This is a genomic window from Pseudomonas sp. W5-36 (genome assembly GCF_046540455.1).
GTDB classification, from domain to species: domain Bacteria; phylum Pseudomonadota; class Gammaproteobacteria; order Pseudomonadales; family Pseudomonadaceae; genus Aquipseudomonas; species Aquipseudomonas graminis_B.
The window spans coordinates 74,219-98,686 of sequence record NZ_JAXCIQ010000009.1 but is presented as its reverse complement, the minus strand read 5'-3'; the positions used below and the strand labels follow the sequence as shown (position 1 = coordinate 98,686).

General features: G+C 60.4%; 25 protein-coding genes and 1 pseudogene. 11 read left to right on the top strand and 15 right to left on the bottom strand.

Annotation, left to right across the window (positions count from 1 at the left end; genetic code table 11):
- Window positions 1–419: 419 nt before the first annotated feature.
- A complete protein-coding gene (locus tag SLW74_RS16360; RefSeq protein WP_065989389.1) occupies window positions 420–698 on the top strand; it encodes a DUF3509 domain-containing protein in 279 nt (92 codons plus the stop codon).
- Between the two features lie 168 nt (window positions 699–866).
- On the opposite strand, the gene SLW74_RS16355 is transcribed toward SLW74_RS16360, so the two are convergent.
- From SLW74_RS16355 to aroC, 6 genes are all read right to left on the bottom strand, one after another.
- On the bottom strand, window positions 867–1,583 hold the full coding sequence (locus tag SLW74_RS16355) for a LuxR C-terminal-related transcriptional regulator (RefSeq protein ID WP_410929514.1): 717 nt from the start codon (window positions 1,581–1,583) through the stop codon (window positions 867–869).
- A 322-nt stretch (window positions 1,584–1,905) separates the two neighbouring features.
- Window positions 1,906–2,589, bottom strand: a complete 684-nt coding sequence (gene mtnC / locus SLW74_RS16350) for an acireductone synthase (RefSeq protein ID WP_410929513.1) — start codon at window positions 2,587–2,589, stop codon at window positions 1,906–1,908.
- 6 nt (window positions 2,590–2,595) lie between these two features.
- Window positions 2,596–3,141: a 1,2-dihydroxy-3-keto-5-methylthiopentene dioxygenase gene (locus SLW74_RS16345; protein WP_065989385.1), complete on the bottom strand. Its 546-nt coding sequence runs from the start codon at window positions 3,139–3,141 to the stop codon at window positions 2,596–2,598.
- 110 nt (window positions 3,142–3,251) lie between these two features.
- Window positions 3,252–3,866 (bottom strand): methylthioribulose 1-phosphate dehydratase, encoded by a 615-nt coding sequence (locus SLW74_RS16340; protein ID WP_192134414.1) that lies wholly within the window; start codon window positions 3,864–3,866, stop codon window positions 3,252–3,254.
- Window positions 3,863–5,017, bottom strand: coding sequence for an MFS transporter (locus SLW74_RS16335; RefSeq protein ID WP_192134598.1), 1,155 nt, complete (start codon window positions 5,015–5,017; stop codon window positions 3,863–3,865). The genes SLW74_RS16340 and SLW74_RS16335 overlap by 4 nt, the downstream gene beginning before the upstream one ends.
- A gap of 31 nt (window positions 5,018–5,048) precedes the next feature.
- A complete protein-coding gene (gene aroC, locus SLW74_RS16330) occupies window positions 5,049–6,140 on the bottom strand; it encodes a chorismate synthase (RefSeq protein WP_065989382.1) in 1,092 nt (363 codons plus the stop codon).
- Between the two features lie 127 nt (window positions 6,141–6,267).
- On the opposite strand from aroC, the gene SLW74_RS16325 reads away from it, so the two are divergent.
- Window positions 6,268–7,263 carry an alpha/beta hydrolase gene (locus SLW74_RS16325; protein ID WP_065989381.1) on the top strand — a complete coding sequence of 332 codons (996 nt, stop codon included), beginning with the start codon at window positions 6,268–6,270 and terminating at the stop codon, window positions 7,261–7,263.
- Between the two features lie 128 nt (window positions 7,264–7,391).
- Entirely contained in the window at window positions 7,392–8,192 is an 801-nt protein-coding gene (locus SLW74_RS16320) for a hypothetical protein (RefSeq protein WP_065989380.1), read from the top strand.
- 301 nt (window positions 8,193–8,493) lie between these two features.
- Here SLW74_RS16320 and prmB read toward each other — a convergent pair whose 3' ends face one another.
- Window positions 8,494–9,402: a 50S ribosomal protein L3 N(5)-glutamine methyltransferase gene (gene prmB / locus SLW74_RS16315; protein ID WP_065989379.1), complete on the bottom strand. Its 909-nt coding sequence runs from the start codon at window positions 9,400–9,402 to the stop codon at window positions 8,494–8,496.
- Window positions 9,403–9,655: 253 nt separating this feature from the next.
- Between prmB and SLW74_RS16310 the strand changes: the two genes are divergently transcribed.
- The 3 genes from SLW74_RS16310 to SLW74_RS16300 all read left to right on the top strand — a co-directional run bounded on the left by SLW74_RS16310 (window position 9,656) and on the right by SLW74_RS16300 (window position 11,501).
- Window positions 9,656–10,279, top strand: coding sequence for a cysteine hydrolase family protein (locus SLW74_RS16310; protein WP_410929512.1), 624 nt, complete (start codon window positions 9,656–9,658; stop codon window positions 10,277–10,279).
- Window positions 10,280–10,513: 234 nt separating this feature from the next.
- Entirely contained in the window at window positions 10,514–10,834 is a 321-nt protein-coding gene (locus SLW74_RS16305) for a hypothetical protein (protein ID WP_065989377.1), read from the top strand.
- Between the two features lie 106 nt (window positions 10,835–10,940).
- On the top strand, window positions 10,941–11,501 hold the full coding sequence (locus SLW74_RS16300; RefSeq protein ID WP_065989376.1) for a Smr/MutS family protein: 561 nt from the start codon (window positions 10,941–10,943) through the stop codon (window positions 11,499–11,501).
- 467 nt (window positions 11,502–11,968) lie between these two features.
- On the opposite strand, the gene SLW74_RS16295 is transcribed toward SLW74_RS16300, so the two are convergent.
- Complete coding sequence (locus SLW74_RS16295) at window positions 11,969–12,163, bottom strand: hypothetical protein (protein WP_410929511.1); 195 nt, start codon at window positions 12,161–12,163, stop codon at window positions 11,969–11,971.
- 235 nt (window positions 12,164–12,398) lie between these two features.
- On the opposite strand from SLW74_RS16295, the gene folE reads away from it, so the two are divergent.
- Entirely contained in the window at window positions 12,399–12,944 is a 546-nt protein-coding gene (gene folE / locus SLW74_RS16290) for a GTP cyclohydrolase I FolE (RefSeq protein WP_065989346.1), read from the top strand.
- Window positions 12,945–13,023: 79 nt separating this feature from the next.
- The gene (locus SLW74_RS16285) at window positions 13,024–13,389 is read left to right on the top strand and encodes a glutathione S-transferase N-terminal domain-containing protein (protein ID WP_410929510.1); all 366 of its coding nucleotides are present in this window, start codon (window positions 13,024–13,026) and stop codon (window positions 13,387–13,389) included.
- Window positions 13,390–13,568: 179 nt separating this feature from the next.
- Here the strand turns inward: SLW74_RS16285 and SLW74_RS16280 are convergent, their stop codons facing one another.
- Genes SLW74_RS16280 through SLW74_RS16270 form a run of 3 tightly spaced genes read right to left on the bottom strand, consistent with a single transcriptional unit; the run spans window position 13,569 to window position 15,818 of the window.
- Complete coding sequence (locus SLW74_RS16280; RefSeq protein ID WP_369319448.1) at window positions 13,569–13,955, bottom strand: lysozyme inhibitor LprI family protein; 387 nt, start codon at window positions 13,953–13,955, stop codon at window positions 13,569–13,571.
- 33 nt (window positions 13,956–13,988) lie between these two features.
- Window positions 13,989–14,591: a glutathione S-transferase family protein gene (locus SLW74_RS16275; protein ID WP_192134425.1), complete on the bottom strand. Its 603-nt coding sequence runs from the start codon at window positions 14,589–14,591 to the stop codon at window positions 13,989–13,991.
- Window positions 14,592–14,651: 60 nt separating this feature from the next.
- The gene (locus SLW74_RS16270) at window positions 14,652–15,818 is read right to left on the bottom strand and encodes a PLP-dependent aminotransferase family protein (protein ID WP_410929509.1); all 1,167 of its coding nucleotides are present in this window, start codon (window positions 15,816–15,818) and stop codon (window positions 14,652–14,654) included.
- An 81-nt stretch (window positions 15,819–15,899) separates the two neighbouring features.
- Here SLW74_RS16270 and SLW74_RS16265 point away from each other — a divergent pair, with 81 nt between their 5' ends.
- Together SLW74_RS16265 and SLW74_RS16260 are read left to right on the top strand one after the other, a co-directional pair.
- On the top strand, window positions 15,900–16,343 hold the full coding sequence (locus SLW74_RS16265) for a MarR family winged helix-turn-helix transcriptional regulator (protein ID WP_065989338.1): 444 nt from the start codon (window positions 15,900–15,902) through the stop codon (window positions 16,341–16,343).
- Window positions 16,344–16,471: 128 nt separating this feature from the next.
- Window positions 16,472–17,662 (top strand): benzoate/H(+) symporter BenE family transporter, encoded by a 1,191-nt coding sequence (locus tag SLW74_RS16260; protein ID WP_296314553.1) that lies wholly within the window; start codon window positions 16,472–16,474, stop codon window positions 17,660–17,662.
- A 38-nt stretch (window positions 17,663–17,700) separates the two neighbouring features.
- Here the strand turns inward: SLW74_RS16260 and SLW74_RS16255 are convergent, their stop codons facing one another.
- From SLW74_RS16255 to SLW74_RS16245, 3 genes and pseudogenes are all read right to left on the bottom strand, one after another.
- Window positions 17,701–18,564, bottom strand: coding sequence for a methyl-accepting chemotaxis protein (locus SLW74_RS16255; protein ID WP_410929563.1), 864 nt, complete (start codon window positions 18,562–18,564; stop codon window positions 17,701–17,703).
- Window positions 18,562–18,756: pseudogene (locus tag SLW74_RS16250) on the bottom strand (HAMP domain-containing protein); the annotation flags it as partial. The gene SLW74_RS16255 and the pseudogene SLW74_RS16250, both read right to left, overlap by 3 nt.
- 1,080 nt (window positions 18,757–19,836) lie before the next feature.
- The gene (locus SLW74_RS16245) at window positions 19,837–20,766 is read right to left on the bottom strand and encodes an LD-carboxypeptidase (protein WP_410929508.1); all 930 of its coding nucleotides are present in this window, start codon (window positions 20,764–20,766) and stop codon (window positions 19,837–19,839) included.
- A 305-nt stretch (window positions 20,767–21,071) separates the two neighbouring features.
- On the opposite strand from SLW74_RS16245, the gene SLW74_RS16240 reads away from it, so the two are divergent.
- Window positions 21,072–21,650, top strand: coding sequence for a hypothetical protein (locus SLW74_RS16240; RefSeq protein ID WP_410929507.1), 579 nt, complete (start codon window positions 21,072–21,074; stop codon window positions 21,648–21,650).
- Between the two features lie 115 nt (window positions 21,651–21,765).
- Here SLW74_RS16240 and SLW74_RS16235 read toward each other — a convergent pair whose 3' ends face one another.
- Window positions 21,766–23,595 (bottom strand): hypothetical protein, encoded by a 1,830-nt coding sequence (locus SLW74_RS16235; RefSeq protein WP_410929506.1) that lies wholly within the window; start codon window positions 23,593–23,595, stop codon window positions 21,766–21,768.
- Between the last annotated feature and the right edge of the window lie 873 nt (window positions 23,596–24,468).

The window sequence follows — 24,468 nt, the reverse complement described above, 5'->3', positions numbered from 1 at the left end:
TGTAGTTCCACTCACAGCAACAACTCCAGGCGCGCAGCGCAGAGGGCGCCGTCACACATGACGCCAACCCTGCCAGCACCAATGATCGGCGCCCAACCATCGGTTTCAATGGAGGTGATAGTGGCGCCTGAACGCTCACCGAGAAAATTTCGCAACAACGTGAAATAAATCCCCTATACCGCTGTCTCAGTCATGTCACGCAATGCGTGCACCCCTCCCCGCGTCACCCAACACTCACTCCCAACTCCGGTAAATTGCAGGATGCACGAGAGGCGTTCATGCAAATTGCACGAGGCAGCATTTTTTAAAAAACCGTAACCCGCTGATTTCATTGATATTTATTTAACCTCAAAAACTGGCACAGTCACTGCACTAGTCATTCCAAGCTTGTTATCCCATGAGCAATGGAGCCTCTAGACATGACTTTCATCCAAGAAAAATTCGCATCCGTATTTTCCGATTTCGAAGTCACCACTCAACCGCGTCCGGACGGCGGGGTTCTGTTGACTCTGCGTAACGATCAAGGCACCAACATCCGTCGCTGCGTGTCCTACGCTCAACTGCACACCCCAGTGCAACTGGAATGGGTGATCAGCGCGATTCGTCGCGACCTGGCCGCACAAGCCAGCGAGCTGCCCGCCATCTCGATGTTGCAAAGCCAGCACCGTTTTGATTTGCCTACTTATCACACCCGATAGGTATCAGGCCGGAACATTGCGTTCCGGCAGCAGCACGTTTCACTCTCATCGAAGCATCCCTTGTAGATTCCCGCGATAGTTGATGCTATCGCGGTTTTTTTTGAGCTTTTTTCGAGTCACTCCCTTCACGCAATGACAGTCATTGCTGCGCTGTCTCTCAGAGCGGGCCTATTGAATAATCCCTCGGCACAACGCCTCGCCCACCGCCTGCGCACGATTGGTCACCCCGAGCTTGGCGTAGATGCTCTTGAAGTGATGTTTGACGGTTGCTTCCGAGACTTCCTTTATCAGCCCGATCTCCCACGCCGTCTTGCCTTCCCGCGCCCACTTGAGAATTTCCAGCTCTTTGGGCGACAGCGCTCGGGTCTGCAGTTGACGCCCTTTCCCCGCCACATGAAGCATCGGCACCAGACTCGTCAGCAGGTAACGATCGTTGTGGGTCAGCGGGCGCTCCATGCCGTTGAGCGTGCAAATGGTGATGACACCCTGATTAGCCCGCGTCTGGCTGCTGTAGCCGTAGGAAAAGGCTGGCAGGAGGTCGCAATCCTCCACCGCCGCCATGTAGGCCGGCGACGGCGGGTAGGTCTTGAAGGCCTCTTCCCAATTCAGAAAGCCCATGGTGTGTCGGTAGCAGCGGATAACCGGGTCCTCGATCATCAGACGTCCCTGGCAATAAAGGTCCTTCCAATAGCTGTCGACGTTCGACGTGATGCAACTGAGGAGCGCCCCGTTTCGGTACTGATAGAGCATGGCCCGTTCGCTGCGGCATTCAGCTCTCAGCCAGTCAAGTGCGTTGGCGATGGCCGCATCGCCATCCTGTTCAGTGATGCTGGTGACCATTTGTTGTATCAACGGACTCAGCGTCCCTGTCTGCGCGTTTTTCATGTTCCCCTCCCGTTTAAAACCATCAAATGCGCGGCCCTGATGCCCCTTGGATTTTTTATGCATGGCAGCTGAAAACGGCGTCAGGTGCTGTCGTCAACACGACCGCACGAGGCGCACTCAAAAGCTGTCAGGGTCCGGCAGGCGAAGGGTTACACAGTCGAGGAGGGTTAAACACAGCGTCAAAAACAAACAGGCATGCCTGACCGTAAAACAAGCAACTTCCCACAAACGAACAAAAACCAACTTACATTTTTCCGCATTTGGATACAAAAACGGCCAATGTCAAAGACATCGGCCGTCGGTTTTCAGCACGCTTGAATCGTCAGAAAGCGCAGGGCTCTATCCCCGTAAAACTGCTGACGTTGATGTGCCCATCCAGTTCTCCGCCATCGCGCACCAGTGCGCAGGTGACCATGCCGGCCCCTTGCGCCGCATCGAGCTCTTCCACGATGTCAGACAGAAACAGAATGGCGTCCGCCGGCTGACCGATGCTCGACGCAATCGATCGATAGGACGCCTCCTCCCGCTTGGGCCCGGAGGTGGTGTCAAAGTAGCCGCTGAACAGTCCGGACAGATCGCCCGCCTCGGAGCAACCAAAGATCAGCTTCTGCGCCTGGATCGAGCCCGAGGAGTAGACGTAAAGCGCGTACCCCGCCTGATGCCAGCGTTTCAGCGCCTCCACGGCGTCCGGGTAGACATGCCCTTTGAGCTGGCCGGCCTGATAACCCTGCTGCCAGACCATGCCTTGCAAGGCTTTCAGCGGCGTGGCTTTGCGATCTTCGGCGATCCATTGCAGCAGGATCTCGATCACCCGATCAACGCTCGCATCGGGTTCGGCACTGCCGTTGCGCACGGCCTGCAACTGCGCGGCCACCTCGGGGTCGGCGGCATGCTCGCGAACGAACGCGGGCAGATGCTGTTTGGCATACGGAAAGAGCACGTCGAAGACGAAGCTCACCGCGCTGGTGGTGCCTTCGATGTCGGTCAGGATCGCTTTAATGGTCATGGGTAATCAGTCTTCCAGACGCGGGAACTGGCCGGCGATGCTTTCGCCGGTGAATTTGGCCACCCAGCCCTCCGGGTTATTGAACAGGCGGATGGCGACGAAATGCGGATTCTCGCCCATGTCGAACCAGTGGCGGGTGCCGGCCGGCACCGAGATCAGGTCGTTTTTTTCGCACAGCACGGCGTAGACAAAGTCGTCGATGTGCAGGGTAAACAGCCCACGGCCGGCAACGAAGAAACGCACCTCATCTTCGCCATGCTGGTGCTCCTCGAGGAACTTGGCGCGCAGTTCGGCCTTCTGCGGGTGATCGCTGTTGAGGCTGATCACGTCGACGGTCACGTAACCGCGCTCGGTCATCAGCCTGTCAATCTGGGTGCGGTAGGCCGCGACGACCTCCTCCTGGCTGGCGCCCGGGGTGATGGGCGCTGCCGCCTGCCAGCGGTCGAACGCCACACCGTGCTCGGCCAGGGTCGAGGCAATGTCTTCCAGGTGCGTCAGGACCTTGTTGGGCAGCTCGGGGGATGACACGTGATAAACGGACAGACTGCTCATTTCGGGGCTTCCTCGGTTCGGTCCGCATCGGTCGGCTCTGGGGCCGATCCGACACGTTGATTCAGGCAGTGGGAACGCTGCGGTGCGTTGATCGTTGCGTACGTCAGGGATCAGCGGTTGAGCACGGACAGCGTCTTGAGCTCGCATTCGAACAAGAATTCGAAGGCTTCGATCTGGCGCAAGGCATCGCTCATCTTCGCGCCCCAGGTGTACAAACCATGACCGCGAATCAGGTAACCGGCGCAGTCAGGGTGTTGATCCAGCCAGGGCTGGACCTTGTCGGCGAGCCGGGCGATGTCCTGATCGTTGTCGAAAATCGGTACCAGCACTTTTGATTCGTGGGTGGAAACGCCGCTGAAGGCCTTTTGCAGCTCGTAGTCCTCGAACACCAGATGATCACCGGCCGTGAGCCGGGACAGCACGGTGGCGTTGACCGAATGGGTGTGCAGTACCGCGCCCACCGCCGGCTTGCAGCTATAAAGCTGCGTGTGCAGCAGGGTTTCAGCCGACGGCTTTTTGCCGGGCTCCAGGCTGTTGCCGGCAAGGTCGGTGGCCAGCACGTCGTCCATGCCCAACTGGCCCTTGTGCTTGCCGGAGACGGTCAGCAGCGCTTCGGTCGGCGACAGGCGCACGGAATAATTGCTGCTGGTGGCGGGCGACCAGCCCCGGGCGTACAAAAACTGCCCCGCTTCGATGATTTCCCGCACCAGTGCTTCGCGACTCATACGCGCTCCTCTTTCATACATGTGGCGGTCAGAACAGCAGCGGCCACGGCCGCCAGACTCGCAATGGCAAAGGTCCAACTGGCGCCCAGCGCATTCCAGCTGTACCCGGCATACAAAGCGCCCATCGCCCCGCCGGTGCCGGAAAGGGCGGCGTACAGCGCCTGACCCTGACCCTGCTGGCGCGGGCCGAAGCTGCGTTGCACGTAGTGCACGGCCGAGGCATGAAAACTGCCGAAGGTGGCCGCGTGCATCAGTTGGGCGACGATCAGAATCGCCAGATGATCGGCCAGATTACCCAGTAAAAGCCAGCGCAAGGCGGCGATCACGAAGCTGGTCATCAGCACCTGGCGGACACTGAATCGCTGCAGCACACGGCTCATCAGCATGAACATCAACACTTCGGCAATCACCCCCAGCGCCCAGAGCAGGCCAATGATGCCGCGGGTGTAACCGAGGTGTTCCAGGTGCAGCGTAAGAAAAGTGTTATACGGCCCGTGGCTGAGTTGTATCAGGGCGACGCTGACGTAAAACGCCAGCACGCCCGGCCTCATCAACTGCCTGAGAAACCCCTCCCCTGCGACCCGCGCGCCCGAGACCACCGGTTGTGCATTCGGCACCCACCAACTGCTGGCGACAATGCCGACCAGAATGAGCAGCAAGAGTTGCGGGTAGTAATCCAGGCTGAACCACTCGAGCATCCGGCCCAGCACGACCACCGAGAGGATGAAGCCGATCGATCCCCACAGCCGGATCTGGCTGTAGCGGGAAGTCTGGCCCTGCAAATGCGTCAGCGTGATGACTTCGAACTGCGGCAGCACCGCGTGCCAGAAAAACGCATAGAGCGCCATGACCATTGCCAGCCAGGCGTAGGACGTGTCGACGAGAATCAGGCTGAAACAGGCCAGCCCGCAGAGAGCGCCAAAGCGCACGATGGCCAGACGTCGCCCGGTGTGATCGCCGAGCCAGCCCCAGACATTGGGCGCGACACAGCGCATCAGCATCGGGATCGCTACCAACTCGCCGATGCGCGCAGCGGAAAAACCCAGGTGGCTGAAATACAGCGCCATGTAAGGCGCCGTGGCCCCAAGCAGGGCGAAGTAGAAGAGATAGAAGCTGGCGAGGCGCCAGTAAGGAAGCGCCGCCACGCTCAGATGACCGCGGCGGCAACGCGCGGCTCAGGCATTACAGCTGACCCAGAATCGGCGTCGTGACACGCACGTCAGCGTTTTGGCCGCGATGGCGCAGCAGGTGGTCGACCAGCACGATGGCCATCATCGCTTCGGCAATGGGCGTGGCGCGGATGCCGACGCACGGGTCGTGGCGGCCTTTGGTGATGACTTCAACGGAGTTGCCATCGACGTCGATCGAGTGCCCCGGCGTGGTGATGCTGGACGTCGCCTTCAGTGCCAGGTGCGCAATGATCGGCTGGCCGGACGAAATCCCGCCGAGGATGCCGCCGGCGTTGTTCGACAGAAAACCCTCGGGGCTCATCTCATCGCGGTGCTCGGTACCGCGCTGGGCAACGCAGGCAAAACCGGCGCCGATCTCGACGCCCTTGACCGCGTTGATGCTCATCAGCGCGTGGGCCAGTTCAGCGTCGAGACGGTCGAAAATCGGCTCGCCCAGGCCGGGCATCACGCCTTCGGCCACAACCGTGATCTTCGCGCCCACCGAATCCTGATCGCGACGCAGCTGGTCCATGTAGGCTTCCAGCTCCGGCACCTTGCTCGGGTCGGGGCTGAAGAACGCGTTGTCTTCCACCGAATCCCAGGTCTTGAACGGGATTTCGATCGGGCCGAGCTGGCTCATGTAGCCGCGAACGGTAATGCCCTGGGTGGCGAGAAACTTCTTGGCGATGGCCCCGGCGGCGACGCGCATGGCGGTCTCCCGCGCCGAGCTGCGACCGCCGCCACGGTAGTCGCGGAGGCCGTATTTATGGTGGTAGGTGTAATCGGCGTGGGCGGGCCGGAACAGGTCCTTGATCGCTGAATAGTCCTTGGACTTCTGATCGGTGTTGCGGATCAGCAGGCCGATGGACGCGCCGGTGGTCTTGCCTTCGAAGACGCCGGAGAGGATTTCGACCTCGTCGGGCTCCTGACGCTGGGTGGTGTGGCGGCTGGTCCCCGGCTTGCGGCGGTCGAGGTCACGCTGCAGGTCTTCCAGCGACAGCTCGATGCCCGGCGGGCAGCCGTCAACGATGGCAACCAGTGCCGGACCGTGGCTTTCGCCGGCAGTGGTGACAGTGAACAGCTTGCCGTAGGTATTGCCGGACATGCGGGAGGCTCCGAGGACGTTCAAAAACTCAAGCGCGCCAGTATACGCAGGCTTATGGCGCAGTTCATCCTCGAACCTTATTCATTTGCCCGCGTCCAATTGACACTTTATTGATGACGGTCCTGCAATGCTAAGCGCCTTACCCCTGATTCGCGGCTTCTGGCCGCTGCGAGCGATCATCTTGAGCCTGACCCTGCTGTCGTCCATCGCCCACGCCGGAACGCCCGTCGTGCTGCAGCGCCCCATCAGCCTGGACACCGGGACCGGCGAGCTGTTCGGCACGCTGCTGCTGCCCAAATCGACCAAACCCGTGCCAGTGGTGTTGATCATCGCCGGTTCGGGGCCGACCGACCGTGACGGCAACAACTCCGACGGCGGGCGCAACGACAGCATGAAGCGTCTCGCGCTGATCCTCGCCAAGCACAACATCGCCAGCGTGCGTTACGACAAGCGCGGCGTCGCGGCCAGTCGCCCTGCCACCCCGGACGAGCGCGATTTGAGCATCGAAAAGTACGTCGACGACGCGGTCGCCTGGGCCGCCAAGCTCAAGACCGACTCGCGCCTGGGCCCTCTGATTCTGATGGGCCACAGCGAGGGCGCGCTGGTCGCCACCCTGGCGGCAGAACGTGCGGGCGCCGTGGCGTTGATCTCGGTAGCCGGCACCGGTCGCCCGGTGGATCAAGTGGTCCGCGAGCAACTGCAGGATCGCCTCCCTCCTCCGCTGCTGGCGCGCAGTGAGCAACTGATCGAAGAGATCAAAGCCGGCAAGACCGACAACGACGTGCCCGAGCCCCTTCAGGTGGTGTTCCGGCCGAGTGTGCAGCCTTATCTGATTTCATTGTTCCGGCAGAACCCGACGGCGGCGTTTGGGCAGTTGAAGATCCCGACGCTGATCATTCAGGGGCGCAACGACATGCAAGTGGGCGTGGGCGATGCCGAGCTGCTGCACAAGGCCAAACCCGACTCGCAACTGGCGATCATCGACGGCATGAACCACGTGCTGCGCATCGTGCCGATGGACATCAAGCGGCAGTTGGCGTCCTACAAGGATCCACAGCTGCCGCTGGCCAGCGAAGTCACCGATCGCATCCTGAAATTCCTCGACTCGATACCGGCCGCCTGAGGCCGGTGTTCTTCGATTCGAGCTCGACGCAGGATCCCTTCAGCTTCGTCAGAAACGGCCGATAGCAGTCTGCTGGCATCGTGTGCCGGTGCCATGTGCTAGGCAATGTCGATAACAGGATCGCCGTGATGACAGAAGCAACCATGCAAACCGACGCGGTCGATCCGACCGATGCCAAAGAAGGCGAAGTCGCCGCGCCTGTGCTGTGGGAAGAAGTCCACGCCGAGCACTTCTCGATGCTGCGTCTGGCGCCTCTGCCCACCGACCGCGCCACCGGCGCACGCCCGCTGCGGTTCGTCGAGTTCGGCAAGGCCGAGCGCCATAACAAGGAATTCAGCCTGCTGCGCATGAGCTATCAGTTGCCGGGGCAGAAGGTCCGTAAAGAGCAGAATCGACTGGATATCTGGGTGGACCACGCCAATCGCAGCGTCCGCGTCGGCCCGGAATCCGGTTTGCAGATCGACCCGTGGAACCGTGGTCTGGGGCGCTTCATGCTGGCTCAGGGCATCACCTGGGCGCAGAAACGTTGTGCCGCGTACAAAATCGAAGGCGTGGCGCTGGCCAACAAGGATGCGCTCAACGAGGACACGCGCCTGCGTCGTGATCACTTCCTCAAGACCCAGGGTTTCGAAGTCGTCTACGCCGATGCGCAGCACCTGAAAGGCACCATCAAAGACGCCAAGGTCGGCAACCTGAATAACACCTGGAACGCCGACAAAATCCAGATCGTGCAGATCCTCGACGCCGCGCAGATGCTGCAACAGGCCGAACAGAGGATTCAGGAACAGGACGTTACGATCAAGAAGACCGAAGACAAGGTCAACAAATACCGCCGGGACGACGCCGGCTTGCGCTTCACCATCGCCTGCCTGGTGACCTTTGCCGTGTTTCAGGCCGGCCTGCTGATCTGGATTGCGACGCACCGGTGACCCGGCGTTAAGCCAGGCCCGTGTGCTCGCCATCAGATTTCCGGGATGACAACCCACGCCTTCCCGGCTGAAGCCGGTCCTACATCCAGCATGCGCGGTGAATCTGGATGAATGCGGTGTCCTCGTGGGACCGGCTTTAGCCGGGAAGAGGCCTGTGTGCTCGCCATCAGATTTGCGGCGTGACGACCGACGCCTTCCCGGCTGAAGCCGGTCCTACATCCAGCATGCGCGGTGAATCTGGATGGATGCCGTGTCCTCGTGGGACCGGCTTTAGCCGGGAAGAGGCCCGCGGATGGCCTGACTAGATCCGCGCCGCGAAGAGGTCCTGATGATTGCGGCACTGCTCGGCTGTCAGCATGAACACGCCGTGGCCGCCGCGCTCGAATTCCAGCCAGGCGAAATCCACTTCCGGGTACAGCGCTTCGACGTGAACCTGGCTGTTGCCAACTTCCACGATCAACAAGCCCTTTTCCTCCAGGTGGTCCGCTGCCTGGGCCAGCATGCGCCGCACCAGGTTCAAGCCGTCGTCACCGCAGGCCAGCGCCAGCTCGGGTTCGTGCTGGTATTCGTCGGGCATGTCGGCGAAATCTTCGGCATCGACGTACGGCGGGTTGGACACGATCAGGTCAAAACGCTGGCCCGGCAGGCCGTCGAAACCATCGCCCTGCACGGTGTACACGCGCTGATCCACACCATGGCGCTCGATGTTCTGATTCGCCACTTCCAGCGCCTCGAACGACAGATCCGCCAACACCACTTCAGCGTCGGGGAACACGTCGGCGCAGGCGATGCCAATGCAGCCGGAGCCGGTGCAAAGGTCGAGAATGCGGGCCGGATCGCTGGCCAGCCAGGGTGCGAACCGCTGCTCGATCAGTTCACCGATGGGCGAGCGCGGAATCAGCACGCGCTCATCCACGATAAATGACATCCCGCAGAACCACGCTTCACCCAGCAGATACGCCGTGGGCACGCGCTCTTCGATGCGTCGCTTGATCAGGTGTTGAACCGCCACCAGCTCTTCGTCTTCCAGGTTGCAATCCAGGTAACTGTCGGCAATTTCCCACGGCAGGTGCAGGGCGCCGAGCACCAGCTGGCGAGCTTCGTCCCACGCGTTGTCGGTGCCATGACCGAAAAACAGGTCTTCCCCGTGGAATCGGCTGACAGCCCAACGGATATGATCGCGCAGGGTGCGCAGGCGGGAAGTGATCACGGCAGACTCCTTGAAAAAACGACGGGCGATTCTATCAGCCATCCACGCAACAAACGATCCCGCACCGGGCGCGACGGCCCCGCGCAAAATTTTCCGCAGTCTTTGCCTCGTTTTGCAGGCACTATGACAGCAACCGCGACCTGCTCGACGGCTTGAAGCCCGGCAAAATAGCGAGGTCTGTGCGCACGGCGATTCACAGAATCGCTCTGCCAGTGGACAATGTGGCAAAAGCCCCACTCGAAGGAGCCCCCCGATGTCTGTTTCAAACACTGGTCCAAAGACCATGTTTCAACTCAGTGGCCGTGAATACGCAGCGGCGACATTGAGTAATGCCACGCTGATCATCATCGATGCGCAGAAGGAATACCTCAGCGGCCCCCTGGCCCTGACCGGCGTTCAGGACGCCATCAACAACATCGTCAAACTGGTCGCCGCAGCCCGTGCTGCGAAGTCGCCGATCATTCACGTGCGCCATCTCGGCACCGTCGGCGGCATGTTCGATCCCCAGGGCGAGCGCGGGCAATCTGTCCCCGAACTGCAGCCACAGGGTGATGAAGTCATCATCGAAAAACGCCTGCCCAACGCGCTGAATGGCACGGTCTCCACCGACGACCGCACCACCCTGCACAGCCTGCTGGAAAGCCGTGGCCGTCTGGACCTGGTGGTCTGCGGTTTCATGAGCCACTCCAGCGTCAGCACCACCGTGCGCGCGGCCAAGGATTACGGGTTTCGCTGCACGCTGGTTGAAGACGCCTGCGCCACCCGCGACCTGCCGACCCCGAGCGGTGTCATCAAAGCCGAGCTGGTGCAGCAGGCGGAGATGGCAATCATGAATGACAACTTCGCCAAACTGGCGCTGACCAAAGACCTGATCTGATTCCTCCCTCGACAGGAGCTGTTGCAACCGAGCTGACTGCGCAGGCCCCTCGCGCGGATCATTTTCCGGCAGTTCCTGAAGAAAAGGCGTACAAATGCAGTCGTCAGGCAGGGTAATCCCGTTCACCTGACCGCCTATCCGTAATCAATGCGTGATGCCCCTGAAACCTGGCCAGGCGGGAACCACCCCCACACTGCGCTGGTCAGAGCGCCGATACCCATAGAGGAAATCGGAATGAAAATATCCGATGGTTTTGATGCCCGTCGCCTGCGCCCCAAGGGCCAGGGCAGCTGGCGGATGCGCATAATCGCTGCGATTTCGGCCGTTCTGGCCACCGCTGGCGTGCTGTTGGCCATGGCCGGCATTGCCAGTCTGATCGGCAACCCTGTTGCGCTGGGCGAACTCAACGCCAGTCCGGCGGGCGCCGTGGTGACGGTGATTGTCGGTTTGCTGATGCTGTACGTCGGTATCTGGTTCTGGCGCCGCAGTCGCCGCCGCCGTCGTCGTGCCGGTGAACTCAACATGTCTCCCCATCTGATGAAGAAACACGACTGACCTTCGCGTCATCCGCTGCCGTTTAATCATCGAGAGTCTAAATCATCGATAGTCGCGCCGATTATGGCGTGACGCGGTTAAACTGGCCCCCTTCGCGGAGACCACCATGCAAGACGACGATTTTTCCCTGTTCAGAAGTGAGATTCGCGGCGTAAAGCCCATCAAGACTGAACATGCGGACGTAGGAAAACCCAAAACCGACCGTAAGAACCTGGCCAAGCTTCGTCAGGCGGCCACCGTGCGTTCCGATGCGACGATTACCGTTGATGGCCTGTCAGACCAGTTCGTGATCGATGTCGGCCCAGAAGACACGTTGTACTGGGCCCGTGACGGGGTGCAGGAAGGCCAGATGCGCAAGCTCAAGCTTGGGCAGATCAGCTTCGAAGGCAGCCTGGACCTGCACGGCATGAGCGTCGAAATGGCGCGCGAGACGATGTGGGAATTCCTGGCCGAGGCGGCCAAGCTTGAAGTGCGCTGCGTGCGCATCACCCACGGCAAGGCCGTGCGGCTGGACGGCAAGCGACCGATGATCAAGAGCCACGTCAACACGTGGTTGCGTCAGCATCAGCAGGTATTGGGATTTGCATCGTGCATCGCCAAGCATGGCGGCGCCGGTGCGGTGTACGTGATCCTCAAGCGGACCATGATGGAAGGGCGTGACGAGTAACGCGGGGACTTGCTGACCAGTCCCTGTGGGAGCGCCAACCCGCCCGCTCCCACCGCTCATTGAGCGTTTATCCGATCAGCGCGGACCTGGACCAGGACCGCCGCCACCGCCGCCGCCACCCGGGCCGCCACCTTCATAGTGACCGCCGCCACCGCCTCCGTGACCACCGTGGCCTCCGCCGCCCGGGCCCCAGAATGGCCAGCATCCGGACATGGCTGACATCACCGCGATGACCATCGCGACTTTCGCTATACGACTCAACATTTCGTTTTCTCTCTCAAAACGGGCTTGATCTCAGGCATTCATCACCTGCTGCTTCTGACAGCGCACGCCCGTGAATCCGCGTCGTGGTTTGGTAGCGATCAGGTATCGAAACAGGTACGAAGCAGCTGCCGACAAAAAAGGCCGCGAGGCATGGGCAATCCCGTCGCAGCCTTTGCTTTACGCGTTCAAATGATCAGTGACAATCAGCGGCGGTAGTAACCCGGCCCAGGTCCGGGCCCATAACCGCCCCGCCCGCCATCGTAGGGGCCGCCGTCGTAATAACGGTGTTCGTGCCAGCCACCGCCGTGGCGGCCCCAACCCGGTCCGAAAAAACACCCCGAAACCGACGACGCCAGGGCAATCACCAGTGCGATTTTCGCGATTCGGCTAACCATCATGAGCACTCTCTTCATCCGGGCATCTGTCACCCGTTACGTCAGACATCACGCCGACACATTCCGACATATCCCCTCGGTAAAGGTTGGGTAAAGGTCAGCTGACACTGCCCCGGCGGCGCCATGCCGCAGGGGTCCGGGCCGCCTGTCGTACCCCTGCGCGTCCAGCTACGCTACTATGTGCGCCTTTGCAGGCCTGCAACCCTGCGTTTTTTGAACCCACACGGAACACACCCCTGTGACTCTGGAACAGAACTACACCGCCATCCTCGGTCAACTCGGCGAAGACGTCTCCCGCGAAGGCCTGCGCGACACCCCGAAACGCGCAGCCAAAGCCATGCAGTACCTTTGCCGCGGCTATGAGCAAACCCTCGAAGAAGTCACCAACGGTGCGCTGTTCAGCTCCGACAACAGCGAAATGGTGGTGGTCAAGGACATCGAGCTGTATTCGCTCTGCGAACACCATCTGCTGCCCTTCATCGGCAAGGCCCACGTCGCCTATATCCCGAGCGGCAAAGTGCTGGGCCTGTCGAAGGTCGCGCGCATCGTCGACATGTACGCCCGTCGTCTGCAGATCCAGGAAAACCTCAGCCGCCAGATCGCCGAAGCCATTCAGCAGGTCACCGGCGCCCTGGGTGTGGCGGTGGTCATTGAAGCCAAGCACATGTGCATGATGATGCGCGGCGTCGAAAAGCAGAATTCGTCGATGATCACGTCGGTGATGCTGGGTGAATTCCGCGAAAACGCCGCGACCCGCACCGAGTTTCTCAGCCTGATCAAGTGATCCTGGCGTCCTGAAGGCCGCAGCATCAGGCTGCGGCTGTCTGGCGGTTCGTGCCGCCGAGTGAGGTTTTAGCGTGTTGATGAAAGCAGTGAGAGTCGGTCTCGGACAGCTCGTGATCGCGGGCGATTTTCTGACCCGGCCGAGCAAAAAGAAGCGTTCTCCCGAAGCGCAGGCTGCCGTTGAGGCGTCGGCGAAAGCGTTGACGCTGTATCAGTTCCACGCCTGCCCGTTCTGCGTGAAAACCCGCCGGGCGCTGCGCCGTTTGAACGTGCCAGTGGCCCTTCGTGACGCGAAGAACAACGAGCCGGATCGCCAGGCATTGCTGAGTGGCGGCGGCCGGATCAAAGTGCCTTGCCTGCGGATCGAGGAAGAAGGTCAGACGGTGTGGATGTATGAATCGAAGGTGATCGTTGATTACCTGGAGAAGCGATTCTCCGCAGTTTGACGATGCTGCTTACATAGCCGATGCGTCAACGCCGCTCCAACGTAATCCAGTGTAATGACTGGCCTCTTCCCGGCTAAAGCCGGTCCCACTGACACACCCCATGCGCTGAGTAGGACCGGCTTTAGCCGGGAAGGGGCCGTTTCAGCCGCTGATGATTTAGCGCCTGGCCTCTTACGCCTTTACTTCGGGCAACCTTCCTGGCGACACGCCGTATACGCCTTCAATTGCTCAACCCGCACTTTGGTCTGCGCTGACAGGCATTGCGCCTGAACCAGAGGCCACATGCTCCCGCCGTCTTCCCGCTTGCCGGCCTGATACTGGCAATCGGCGTCACGAAATGCGATCCACTTCTTCTGCGCATCCTGCAGCGCCTTCTTGCGCGCCGGCGTCTTCAGGTAGCCCATCTGCGCGTTGTATTGGGTGTTCAATTCCGCGTCCAGCGCCTTGTACTCCTGGCTCGCGCACTGATTCATCGACGCCTGATTGGCGTCGCAGTCCTGAGCCTGGGCCGAGCAGCCGATGCCCAACGCCATCATCATTCCCACTGCAATCATCCTGTACTGCATGTCTCATCTCCTTTTAGTGAACAGCGCCAAACCTCAGTCCAGCATGCCGACATAACCCGGTTGCTGCTTGACCCGGGCGAGCCACCCTTGAATCGCCGGGAACTGCGCCAGATCGAAGCCGCCCTGATCGGCAACATGGGTGTAAGCGTACAGCGCGATGTCGGCGATGGAGAAACTGTCGCCCACCAGAAACGGCGTGCGCAGCAACTGCTGCTCCATGACTTTCAGGGCCTTGTTACCGCGCCGGTGCAGCGAGTGGTATTCCTCCATCCGCTCCTCTGGCATCCCCAGATAAAACTGAATGAAGCGCGCCACCGCCAGGGTCGGCTCGTGGCTGTACTGCTCGAAGAATTGCCACTGCAGCATTTGCGTGCGCAGCCGCGGTTCGGTGAGAAGGTAAGGCGTGCCTTCGGCGAGGAAGTTGAGAATCGCGTTGGACTCCCACAGGCAGGTGCCGTCTTCAAGCTCAAGGACCGGAATCTTGCCGTTCGGGTTCTTCGCCAGAAACGCCTCGGTTTCGGTCTCGCCCTTGAGAATGTCCACCGGCACCCACTCGTATTCCGCGCCGAGCAGGTTGAGCATCAGCTTGATCTTGTAGCAGTTGCCCGAGTTGTAATCGCCGTAAACCTTGTACATCAACCCTCTCCCCTCAATCGTGTGCCGTCAGTCTTGCCGGTCGTGCGTGTGCGTAATGTATCAGGCCGCCTGTGAAAGCTGTGTTTGCCGAATGACGTCGGCCAGCCGCTTCAAACCTTCGTCCAGGCGCTCGGGGTCGATGTGACTGAAGTTCAGCCGCAGATACCCCGGGTTGGCGTCCGGGTCGGCAAAGAACGGCTCGCCCGGCATGAACGCCACATTCTGCGCCAGCGCGCTGTCGAGCAAGGTGCGGGTGTCGAGCTTGTGTTTAAGGGTCAGCCAGAAGAACAGTCCACCTTGAGGGCTGTTCCACTCAGCGAGATCCGCGAAGTGCCGCTGCAGCGCGGCCTCAAACGCATCGCGACGGGTCCGGTAGAAGCTGCGCAGCTCCAGCAGATGCTGCTCGTAGTGCTCGCTGCCGATCCACTGCAACGCCTGCCATTGCCCCACGCGATTGGTGTGCAGATCCGCCGATTGCTTGAGCTTGAGCAGATGCGGAAACAGGTCAGGCGTGGCGATCAGGTAGCCGACGCGCAAGCCCGGCATCAGGGTTTTCGACACGGTGCCGGTGTAGATCCAGCTGGCTGTTTTCAGGCGGCTGGCGATGGGCCGCGCGCTGCCGCCGTCGAACGTCAGCTCGCGGTAAGGCTCGTCTTCGATCAGCGTGACGCCGAATTCGTCGAGCAACGCCGCCACCGCATCCCGCGCGGTTTCGCTGTAACGCACCGCCGACGGATTCTGGAACGTGGGAATCAGGTACGCGAACGACGGCGAGTGCTGCTCCAGTCGCTGACGCAGCGCTGCAAGGTCCGGGCCTTCGGCGAGCAACGGGACGGTCAGGCAGTCGGCGCCGAACAGCTGGAAGATCTGCAGCGCGGCCAGATAGGTCGGCGCTTCGAGGAGGATTTCGGTGCCCTTGTCGATGTACAGCTTGGCGGCCAGGTCCAGCGTCTGCTGGGAACCGCTGACGATCATCACCTGACTCGCGTCGCAGTCGATGCCCAACGCCCGGGCCTGGGCGGCCAGCGCTTCACGCAACTGCGGCTCGCCTTCGCTCATGCCGTACTGGCCGACGCTGCGCGGCATGTCAGACCATTCACTGTTCGGCAACATGGCTTCGGCCGGCAATCCGCCCGCGAACGACATCATCTCCGGGCGCTGGGCGGCGGCGAGGATTTCGCGAATCAGTGAACTCTTCAAACGGGTAACGCGTTCGGAAAATGGCATCGGATCACCGCTGGCGGAAAGAAAGGGGAATACGTCAAACTGCTTGACCGAAATTACGATGCCGCGCACGGATACGTCAATATGCTTGACCTTAAAAATTCATCGACCCAGCAAATTGCCATGGAAGCGTTTTTCTTCGGCTACCAGGCGTTCACCGCCAAGGCCGATGAAATGCTCGACCGCCGTGGCCTGAGTCGGGTGCACCAGCGCATTGTGTTTTTCATCGCCCGCTATCCGGGCCTGAGCGTCAAGGAACTGCTCGGCAAGCTGGGGGTGAGCAAGCAGGCGCTGAACACGCCGCTGCGGCAGTTGATCGAGATGGAACTGGTGCTCAGCGTCGCGCCCGAGGACGACAAACGTAAGCGCCTGCTGGAGCTGACCGCCGAGGGCCGCACGTTTGAAGAGTCGTTGCGCCGCGAGCAGGTCAAGCTGTTGCAACGGGTGTTCGCCGAAGCCGGGCGTGAAGCGGTGGATGGCTGGATGGCGGTGAATCAGGCGCTGGGCAACACGATGACCCGCGGCTGATCGGCCGCGTTACAGGGCACTGCCGAAACTGTGCCGACCATTGCGCCGACGGCTGTATTGCAACGGGACATGACCACTGCGTATAGGCTGGCTGCTCTGTTCAACCGTTGCGCCAAGGATAGACCCGCATGACTGACGTGCCCCTCGCGCCATTGCGACCGCTGACCGACTCTTCGCCCTCCGCCATCGTTGCCGGCTTCATCGCCATGATGACCGGCGTCACCAGTTCGCTGGTGTTGATGTTTCAGGCCGGTCAGGCCGCCGGGCTGACCTCGGCGCAGATTTCCTCGTGGATCTGGGCGCTGTTCATGGGCATGGCGGTGTGCAGCATCGGCCTGTCGCTGCGCTACCGCTCGCCGATTACCGTGGCATGGTCGACGCCGGGCGCGGCATTGCTGATCACCAGCCTGGGCGGCGTCGCCTACCCTGAAGCGATCGGCGCGTTCATCACCTGCGCGGTATTGGTGATCATCTGCGGCATCACCGGCAGCTTCGAACGGCTGGTCAAGCGTCTGCCGACGTCACTGGCGGCGGCCCTGCTGGCGGGCATTCTGTTCAAGATCGGCAGCGAAATCTTCGTCGCCGCGCAACACCGCACCGGCCTGGTGCTGGGCATGTTCTTCACCTACCTGATCGTCAAGCGCTACTCGCCGCGCTACGCCGTGCTGGTGACCTTGCTGGTCGGTGTCGCGCTGTCCGGCATGCTCGGCCTGCTGAACTTCAGCGGCTTCGCTCTGGAAGTGGCGATGCCGGCGTGGACCACGCCTTCATTCTCCATCGCTGCGACCGTCAGCATCGGCATCCCGCTGTTCGTCGTCGCCATGACCTCGCAGAACATGCCGGGCGTCGCAGTGCTGCGCGCAGACGGTTATCAGGTCCCCGCCTCGCCCCTGATCACGGCCACCGGCATCCTCTCGCTGATCACTGCGCCCTTTGGCGCCCACGGCATCAACCTCGCGGCCATCAGCGCCGCCATCTGCACCGGCCCCCACGCCCACGAAGACCGCGACAAGCGCTACACGGCGGCAATCTGGTGCGGGATTTTCTACGCCATCGCGGGGGTGTTCGGCGCGACGCTGGCGGCATTGTTCGCGGCATTTCCCAAGGAACTGGTGTTGTCGATTGCCGCATTGGCCCTGTTCGGCTCGATCATCAACGGCCTGACCGTGGCCATGAACGAGCCCAAGGAACGCGAAGCCGCGCTGATCACCTTCATGGTCACCGCGTCGGGGCTGACGCTGTTTTCCATCGGTTCGGCGTTCTGGGGGATTGTCGCGGGGGTATTGACGCTGGTGATATTGAACGGCCGCAAGGCCTGAGGATGATGCCGCGCGGCCCAAAGAACGGGCCGCCGGATTCACAGTTTGAAGTGCCCGACCATGCCTTTCAGCTCCAACCCCAGTGATGCCAGTTCGATGCTTGACGCCGCGTTGCCCTGCATCGCCAGCGCGGAGTGATCGGCACTGGCACGGATGCTGGTGACGCTGCGGTTGATCTCTTCCGCCACCGAACTCTGCTCTTCCGCCGCAGCAGCAATCTGCTGGTTCATCTGCTGGATCATCGACACGGCCGCGGCAATGCTGCCCAGCGCGCTCTCGGTTTGGAGGGCGTCGCTCACCGCCAGTTTGACCAGCTCGCCACTGCTCTGAATCTGCGCCACTGACGCCTGGGCGCCGCTTTGCAGGCGGGTAACCAGCCGCTCGATTTCTTCCGTGGACTGCTGCGTGCGCTTGGCCAACGCGCGAACTTCATCGGCCACCACCGCAAAGCCCCTGCCCTGCTCCCCCGCCCGCGCCGCTTCGATGGCCGCGTTCAGCGCCAGCAGGTTGGTCTGCTCGGCGACGCTTTTGATGACGCCGAGCACTGTGCCGATGTTGTGGATTTCCGCGCTGAGGTTCTCGATCGAATCGCTGGCGGAACGGGACGACGACGCCAACTGTTCAATCCGCTGCATGCTCTGGCGCACCACGGCCTGGCCGGAATCGACCTTGGTGTCGGCAGTCTGCGCCGCGAGCGCCGCTTCCTCCGCGTTGCGTGCGACGTCGTGAACGGTGGCGGTCATCTGGTTCATCGCCGTCGCCACCTGCTCGGTCTCTTCCTTCTGGCTGCTGACTTCCAGATTGGTCTGCTCCGTGACCGCCGAGAGGGAATGGGCGGACGTCGCCAACTGCTCGATGCCCGCCTGCAGCCCGCTGACGATGGTGCTCAAGCCTGCGCCCATCTGCTGCATCGCTTGCATCAACTGGCCGATTTCATCTTTGCGGGTGACGTTCACGGTGCGGCTCAGGTCCCCGGCCGCAATCCGCTGGGCCGTGGCAATCACGCTGCGAAGCGGCGCGACGATCAGGCGCGTTATCACCAACGCCGCGATCAGCCCGACCAGCAGCGCCAACAAGGACGAGCCGATGATCATCATCGCGTTGGCCTGCAACTCCCTCTGCATCGACTGGCCTTCCGCGTCATAGGCCTGATTGACCTGCTGCACCACGGCTTTGGCGTTGCTCGCCAGTTGTTGCGAGACCTTCGCTTCCGACTCCAGCAGCCCGGTGTATTCGTTGAGCTTGTCGCTGAAATTGCTGATGTGCCCGCCCACTTCGGTCAGCACCGTGAGGTAACCGGCGTCCTTGATCACGCCCTTGAGCTGCTCGGCCAGTTCCTGGGCCTGCACCGCCTGCTCGATCTTGCCGGTCTTGACCTCCTCGCCCGAGCCCGTCTTGCGGCTCTTGTCGAGGCGCACCCGGGCTTCATCCATGGCCTGCATCATCAGTTTCGACACCTGGCTGACCTGACCGGCCTGCTCAATGAATTCCGCGCCCTGCTGGCCCTGGGAATCCTTCAGCGTGTAAGCACCGTCGTCGGCAAGCCCCGCCTGCAACACGTCGAGGTTATTGGCAACGCTGGACACCGACCAACTGGCCATTTCCAGCGCCAGGTCCTTGCTCTGACTGATGCTGACAAACTCGTCGAACGACGCACGATAGGCCGCCAGCGCTTGCTGCACCTGGCCCATCACCTGCTCGTTGATCGGCGCGCTCGCCTTGAGCTGCTCCGCCTGGGCAGTCAGGCCATCGAGTCCGGTGCGAACCTGATCGACCACCTTCGGATCGCCGTGCAAGGCGTAATCCTGCTCCAGCAACCGCACGCGATTCACGTCGCCGTTGAGTGCCGTCATCGCCTTCAGGCTGTCGAAATGCGCGCTGATGGAACGCAACGACCAGACCCCGATGGAAGCGACCAGCGCCGTCAACAGCAGCACCAGCACGAACCCAATGCCCAGCTTCTTGGCCATCCCCAGATTGGCGAAACGCGTCTTCACGGCTGACATCATCAGTTTCCGCTCCACAGCTTGAGGGCGCACATGGCAAGGCCACCCGCGCACGGCCAATCAATATCCGTGAAGATTCGCAATGCCCACGGGGCAAAACAAGGTCTTGACGGCAGAATGATGGCAAAAAGCTAGATCGAAGTCGCTAACAGAATGGTCATCGTCGTACTAGCGCGTGGCCGGGGCCACAGTTAGCGTACCCGCCTCGGTGTCCAGCACCGCACGACTGCCCAATGCCACCGCCAGATTGGGGTCGCCATGGCCGATGGACAGACCGCCCAGCACCGGAATGCCCAGATCACCCAGACGCTCGATCAAGACATCGGGCGGCCGGATCGGGTTATTGCCGTGACCGGGCTCGCTGAACTGACCCAACGCGATACCGCCGAGTCGTTGCAGAATCCCGCAATTGAGTAAGTGAGTGATATTGCGGTCAACCCGATACGCCAGCTCGCCTACGTCTTCGAGCAGCAGGATCGCGCCCTCCAAGTCGGGCATGAACGGCGTGCCGATGCAGGTGCTCAGCATGCTCAAGTTGCCACCAAGCAAGACACCCTCCACCGTCCCCGACGTACGCACGGTGAAAGTGGGTTCAGCCGGGTCGGCATGAATGATGGAAGGCTCGGTGCTCATCAATGCGTGCTTGAGCGTGCTGGCAAAGATGCCGCCCTTCTCAAGCTGCGCGGCGACTGGGCCGTGGACTGTGGCGAGGCCTGTGTGGGTCCAGAGTGCGGCGTGCAAGGCGGTGATGTCCGAGAAACCGACTACCAGTTTTGGGTCGCGGCGGACGGCGTCGTAGTCGAGTTGACCGAGGATGCGTTGAACGCCGTAGCCGCCCCGGTTGCAGAGCACGGCGCGGATTTCAGGGTCGGCCAGGGCGTCGTTTAGATCGGAAATGCGATTGGCGTCGGTGCCTGCCAGGAACCCGATATTGTCCAGAGCGTGGGGGTAGACGCGGGGGCGTAATCCCCAGGACGTGAGTTCCCGCACGGCTGCTTCCACCCGGGCTTCGGCGACCGGGCCGGCTGGGGACACCAGCGCCACGGCGTCGCCAGCGCGAAGGACTTGAGGGTGGAGGGTTGGGCGGGAGGCAGGCATTTTTGAAGGCTCGGCGGGTGTTTGGTGATGGTGCAATGTAGAGCACTGGGGGGAGTGAAGCCAGTGGGGGGTGCAGATGTGGTGGGTAGAACTGAGCGCAGCCACAGTTGCGAAAAAATAGTGCGCAGATGCTTCGCTGAGTTCTGGGCCGTATCTGTTTAGCGGTCCTTGGAGTGGCAGTTATCGCCCCGAAGCTGCCCTTCGCGAAAGACAGCTTTCGGCCAATAGCAGACGGGCACGGCTTGAGCCGTTATCCTAAATAAAAGACTTTTCGTAAAAGCAGAATAAGCAGAAAAAGGTTCGCCATGGAAAGCGATGTCACGCTACAAACTTCAGCCACGCCGAAATCAATCGCTGACGCCTTTCCTCCCTACCTGAAATTGGAGGCAGCTCGTCTGAGCTTGGTCATGGGCGATACTCGATTTGCTGATCATCGAGGCATAGAGGTCACAGCAGACAAAAATCGTGTGGTCATTCCATACCGAATCCACCACCAGGGCAGCGAGCAGGATGGTAGGTCTCTAAGCCGGACGCTAGGCATTATGTACTCATGCCTACTGACCAGGCACCACAATGGCTATGTGCGCCAGCGCCAACTTGAGCGCATCCTCTCGGTCTCCGAACCCTGGGTTGTTCCATTCGTTGTTCAGCTCACTGGCGAGTATGTGATCGAGATGCTCGACACCTGCGAATCCCACTTGTCCATGCTTGACCCTGTGCTTTACGGCGCTTTCATCAGAGACAACCCGAGGTATTTTCAGGCCACACGGGACCGAATGATTAGCTACTGGGATTGCTATTATCGGTTGCTGTACAAGCGTAAACCTGACTATGTCGGGTTCAGGCTGTTCGACCGACTCCAAGAGTTTGCATCTCGTCTGTGAACACTGAACCGCCCCCCTGCTTTCTTAAATACAGCTGTCCGTCAGCTATGGGTCGATAACTGCCCTTCGCGGGCCAGAAGAGCACATCACCCACAATCGTACTCGGACTGTGGAGCTACAAGCCAACCCCTGCCTTCACACGAAAACTCAACCCCAATGAGGGACTGCTGACTTCAATAATGAGGCCTTGGCTGGACTCTTCCACGCTTTCCAATTGCAATGTGTCTCCGGCTATCGCTGCATCCTTGATGCTTATAAACGTGCTGCCTACAAGCAAAAGGCCGGCTCGTCGCCGCTTCTCTAACGTAAGGTACGCCTGGCCTGCGCTCGGTAGCGAGGCGTCGTACAGGTAAATAGTTTCTCCTTGACACAGCGCCTTGCCATAAAACTGGGTGGACGGATAGAAAGCCTGCTCCCCTATCCAAAAGCCTTGAGCGCGGGCGGACGTGAGAACGTTACTTAGTCGTTCAGACTCCCTCCAACCCGTATCTTGACCACAATTAGCGTTGCGGATAGGCCGGGGTTTGCTTGGGGAACCTTGACTGCGCCCGACTACCTCGCCGGCCAAGCGCGTCTGTATGGCAGCCTGCCTGCGTTCAACCGCTGGGGCAACGATTCTTAACGCCGCGCTGATGATCGCGCGAGGTGGCTGTTCGGGAGTTGGGTCAGGGTAGTAGTCGGGGCAATAGCCTTCCCCCTTGTTTTGGAGAAACCAATGCTGCTCCAGCAATGGGCGATGCTGATTATCAAACAAGCGCAGCTGAACTTCTTCCCGAGTCCCCCCGACCTCCAAGGTAGCGCCAGGTGCCCCCCGTGCGGGCACGGAACTGAGCAACGATTCCCGGTCGCTGCGAATGTAGAAAAAGTCACGTCCATCCATCCTCAGAACCGGGAAACCCCAAGACAGCAGATTGCGCACCACACTGAGTTCGTTCGACTTGGCCTGTGAGCCCGCGCTCATCTGCTTGATTTCCACAGCCCCGGCAAGAGGAGTCACCAGCGGAGAAACGGATACAGGCTCCAGGCGACAAACCGCACCTCGCTTGATCGCAACATTTGCCATGCGCGCAGTTTCCGCTTGGTTCGCCCCAGAGTGGTCAATTGCAGACAGCCCTATACCAGCGACTGCGATCCCCGCCGCCAACGCGATACCGAAGGTACGCATCCAGCCATGATTTTCGAGCGTAGGCCGCAGGCCACCACGCAACTCATGAGCACCCGCTGCGGCAAACAACAGCGCCAAACTGACGAACCACAAAATCATCCCCCAGCCATATCCATATGCCCCTAAAAATGGCACGTTCAGGAAGGTTTCCAAGGAAACCGCCAATGCAATGGCTGCGTAGGTGATCGCGCCATGGCCATTCTGCAAACGGACGTAGGCAAACAAGAAAAGTGGATTGGCAAACCAGGCGAATTGCAGAACCACTATACCCATCCAACCCCCAAGCAACACCTCGCCGCCCGACTCGTATTTGTATGGCGACTTTGCAAACACCGGCAGGAACAGCGAGACACACCACACCAACATAGCCAGGTGGGACAGTGATTGGCTTGAAAGTGCCAGGCGTTCAAGGTTGGTCAGAGCATGGAAAGCCATTGGCTCGTGGGGACCAGTGTGAGTCGAACGGTGCAAGGCTCTTTTGATCCAGACGAATAGCCCCGCTTGAGCGGCAAATGGCAATAAGGCCCCCGCGTACAGGGCCCCGGCCAAATGAAGTTGAGACCCAATAGGACTGTTTCGTATGTAAAGCAGGTAGCTGGCCAGTAGAACCCACCCTGCTACAATCCAGAATGCATAGTTGGAGAAACCCTGGGCCTGCGGCCCTTCCAGGCGGGATACCAGGGACTTAAACTGATTGAGCACGAGTCGTAGCAAGCTGCCGACCAGAAAGCCTATGCCAAAAGAGATGATGTGAGTCGGAGACCAGATTGCACTTTCCATGTGCTGCCTTATTTTAAATGACGTGCTCTACACCAGCCGCAAGGTACCACGACAAGGGCGTTTACAGGATCGCGCCCGCTTCGCCGTAAAATCACTCGGTCGCCCCGGTCGCCTTAGGTCCTGGCTGTTCGATAACGTTCTCCAAGACCCTAACAGATCGAAAGCCCGCGTTTCTATGCGAAATCCTAGTCCGTAGACTCAGCGTAACGTTTCAGATTTCTTGTGTGAAGGCATGCTGCAATTTTTGACCGACGTTGTTACATGTTCTGGGTCTAAAGCGATCAGCCACGACCTATCGTTTTCCGCCAGAAACAGAAGTTACTGATGTACGATGGTCAATTTCTGGCAAAAGGACTCTTTCCTCATGATGCGTGGTGTCGGCCTTTTGCTCATCGGAATTCTCGGACTCGCGCTCATCCTACCCTGGGGTGCCTATTGGGTCGGCCTTTATAGAATTTCGCAATACCCTGTGCCGCCACCTCAGGGTATATCGGCACCGCAGCGTGAGTGGGTATGGAGCCTCGCCAAAGTCTCAGGCGAGCCGGTAATAGTGCCGTTAAGTCCGTATACGTATCTGTACGACCTTTTCATTTTGAAAGGGAAAACTGATAGGAATATGCGAGTCGCCTGGTGGGTTGCTTCTGATCACCTGACCAAACAAAACACAAGTCAACAGATGCTGTGGTGGCACCTATCCGGCGCGTCTCTGACCATATGGTTAACCAGGAACTGGACAGATAAACTGATAACAGCAGCCGCCTTCGTCGCCCTTCAGCAGCGGGGTGAGGTATATGGTAGGAACTAGCTGAACTTAACAAATGCGAAGTCCTTGATAGCTCCGCATGTGAAATGGCACCTTTTCAAGGTATGCTT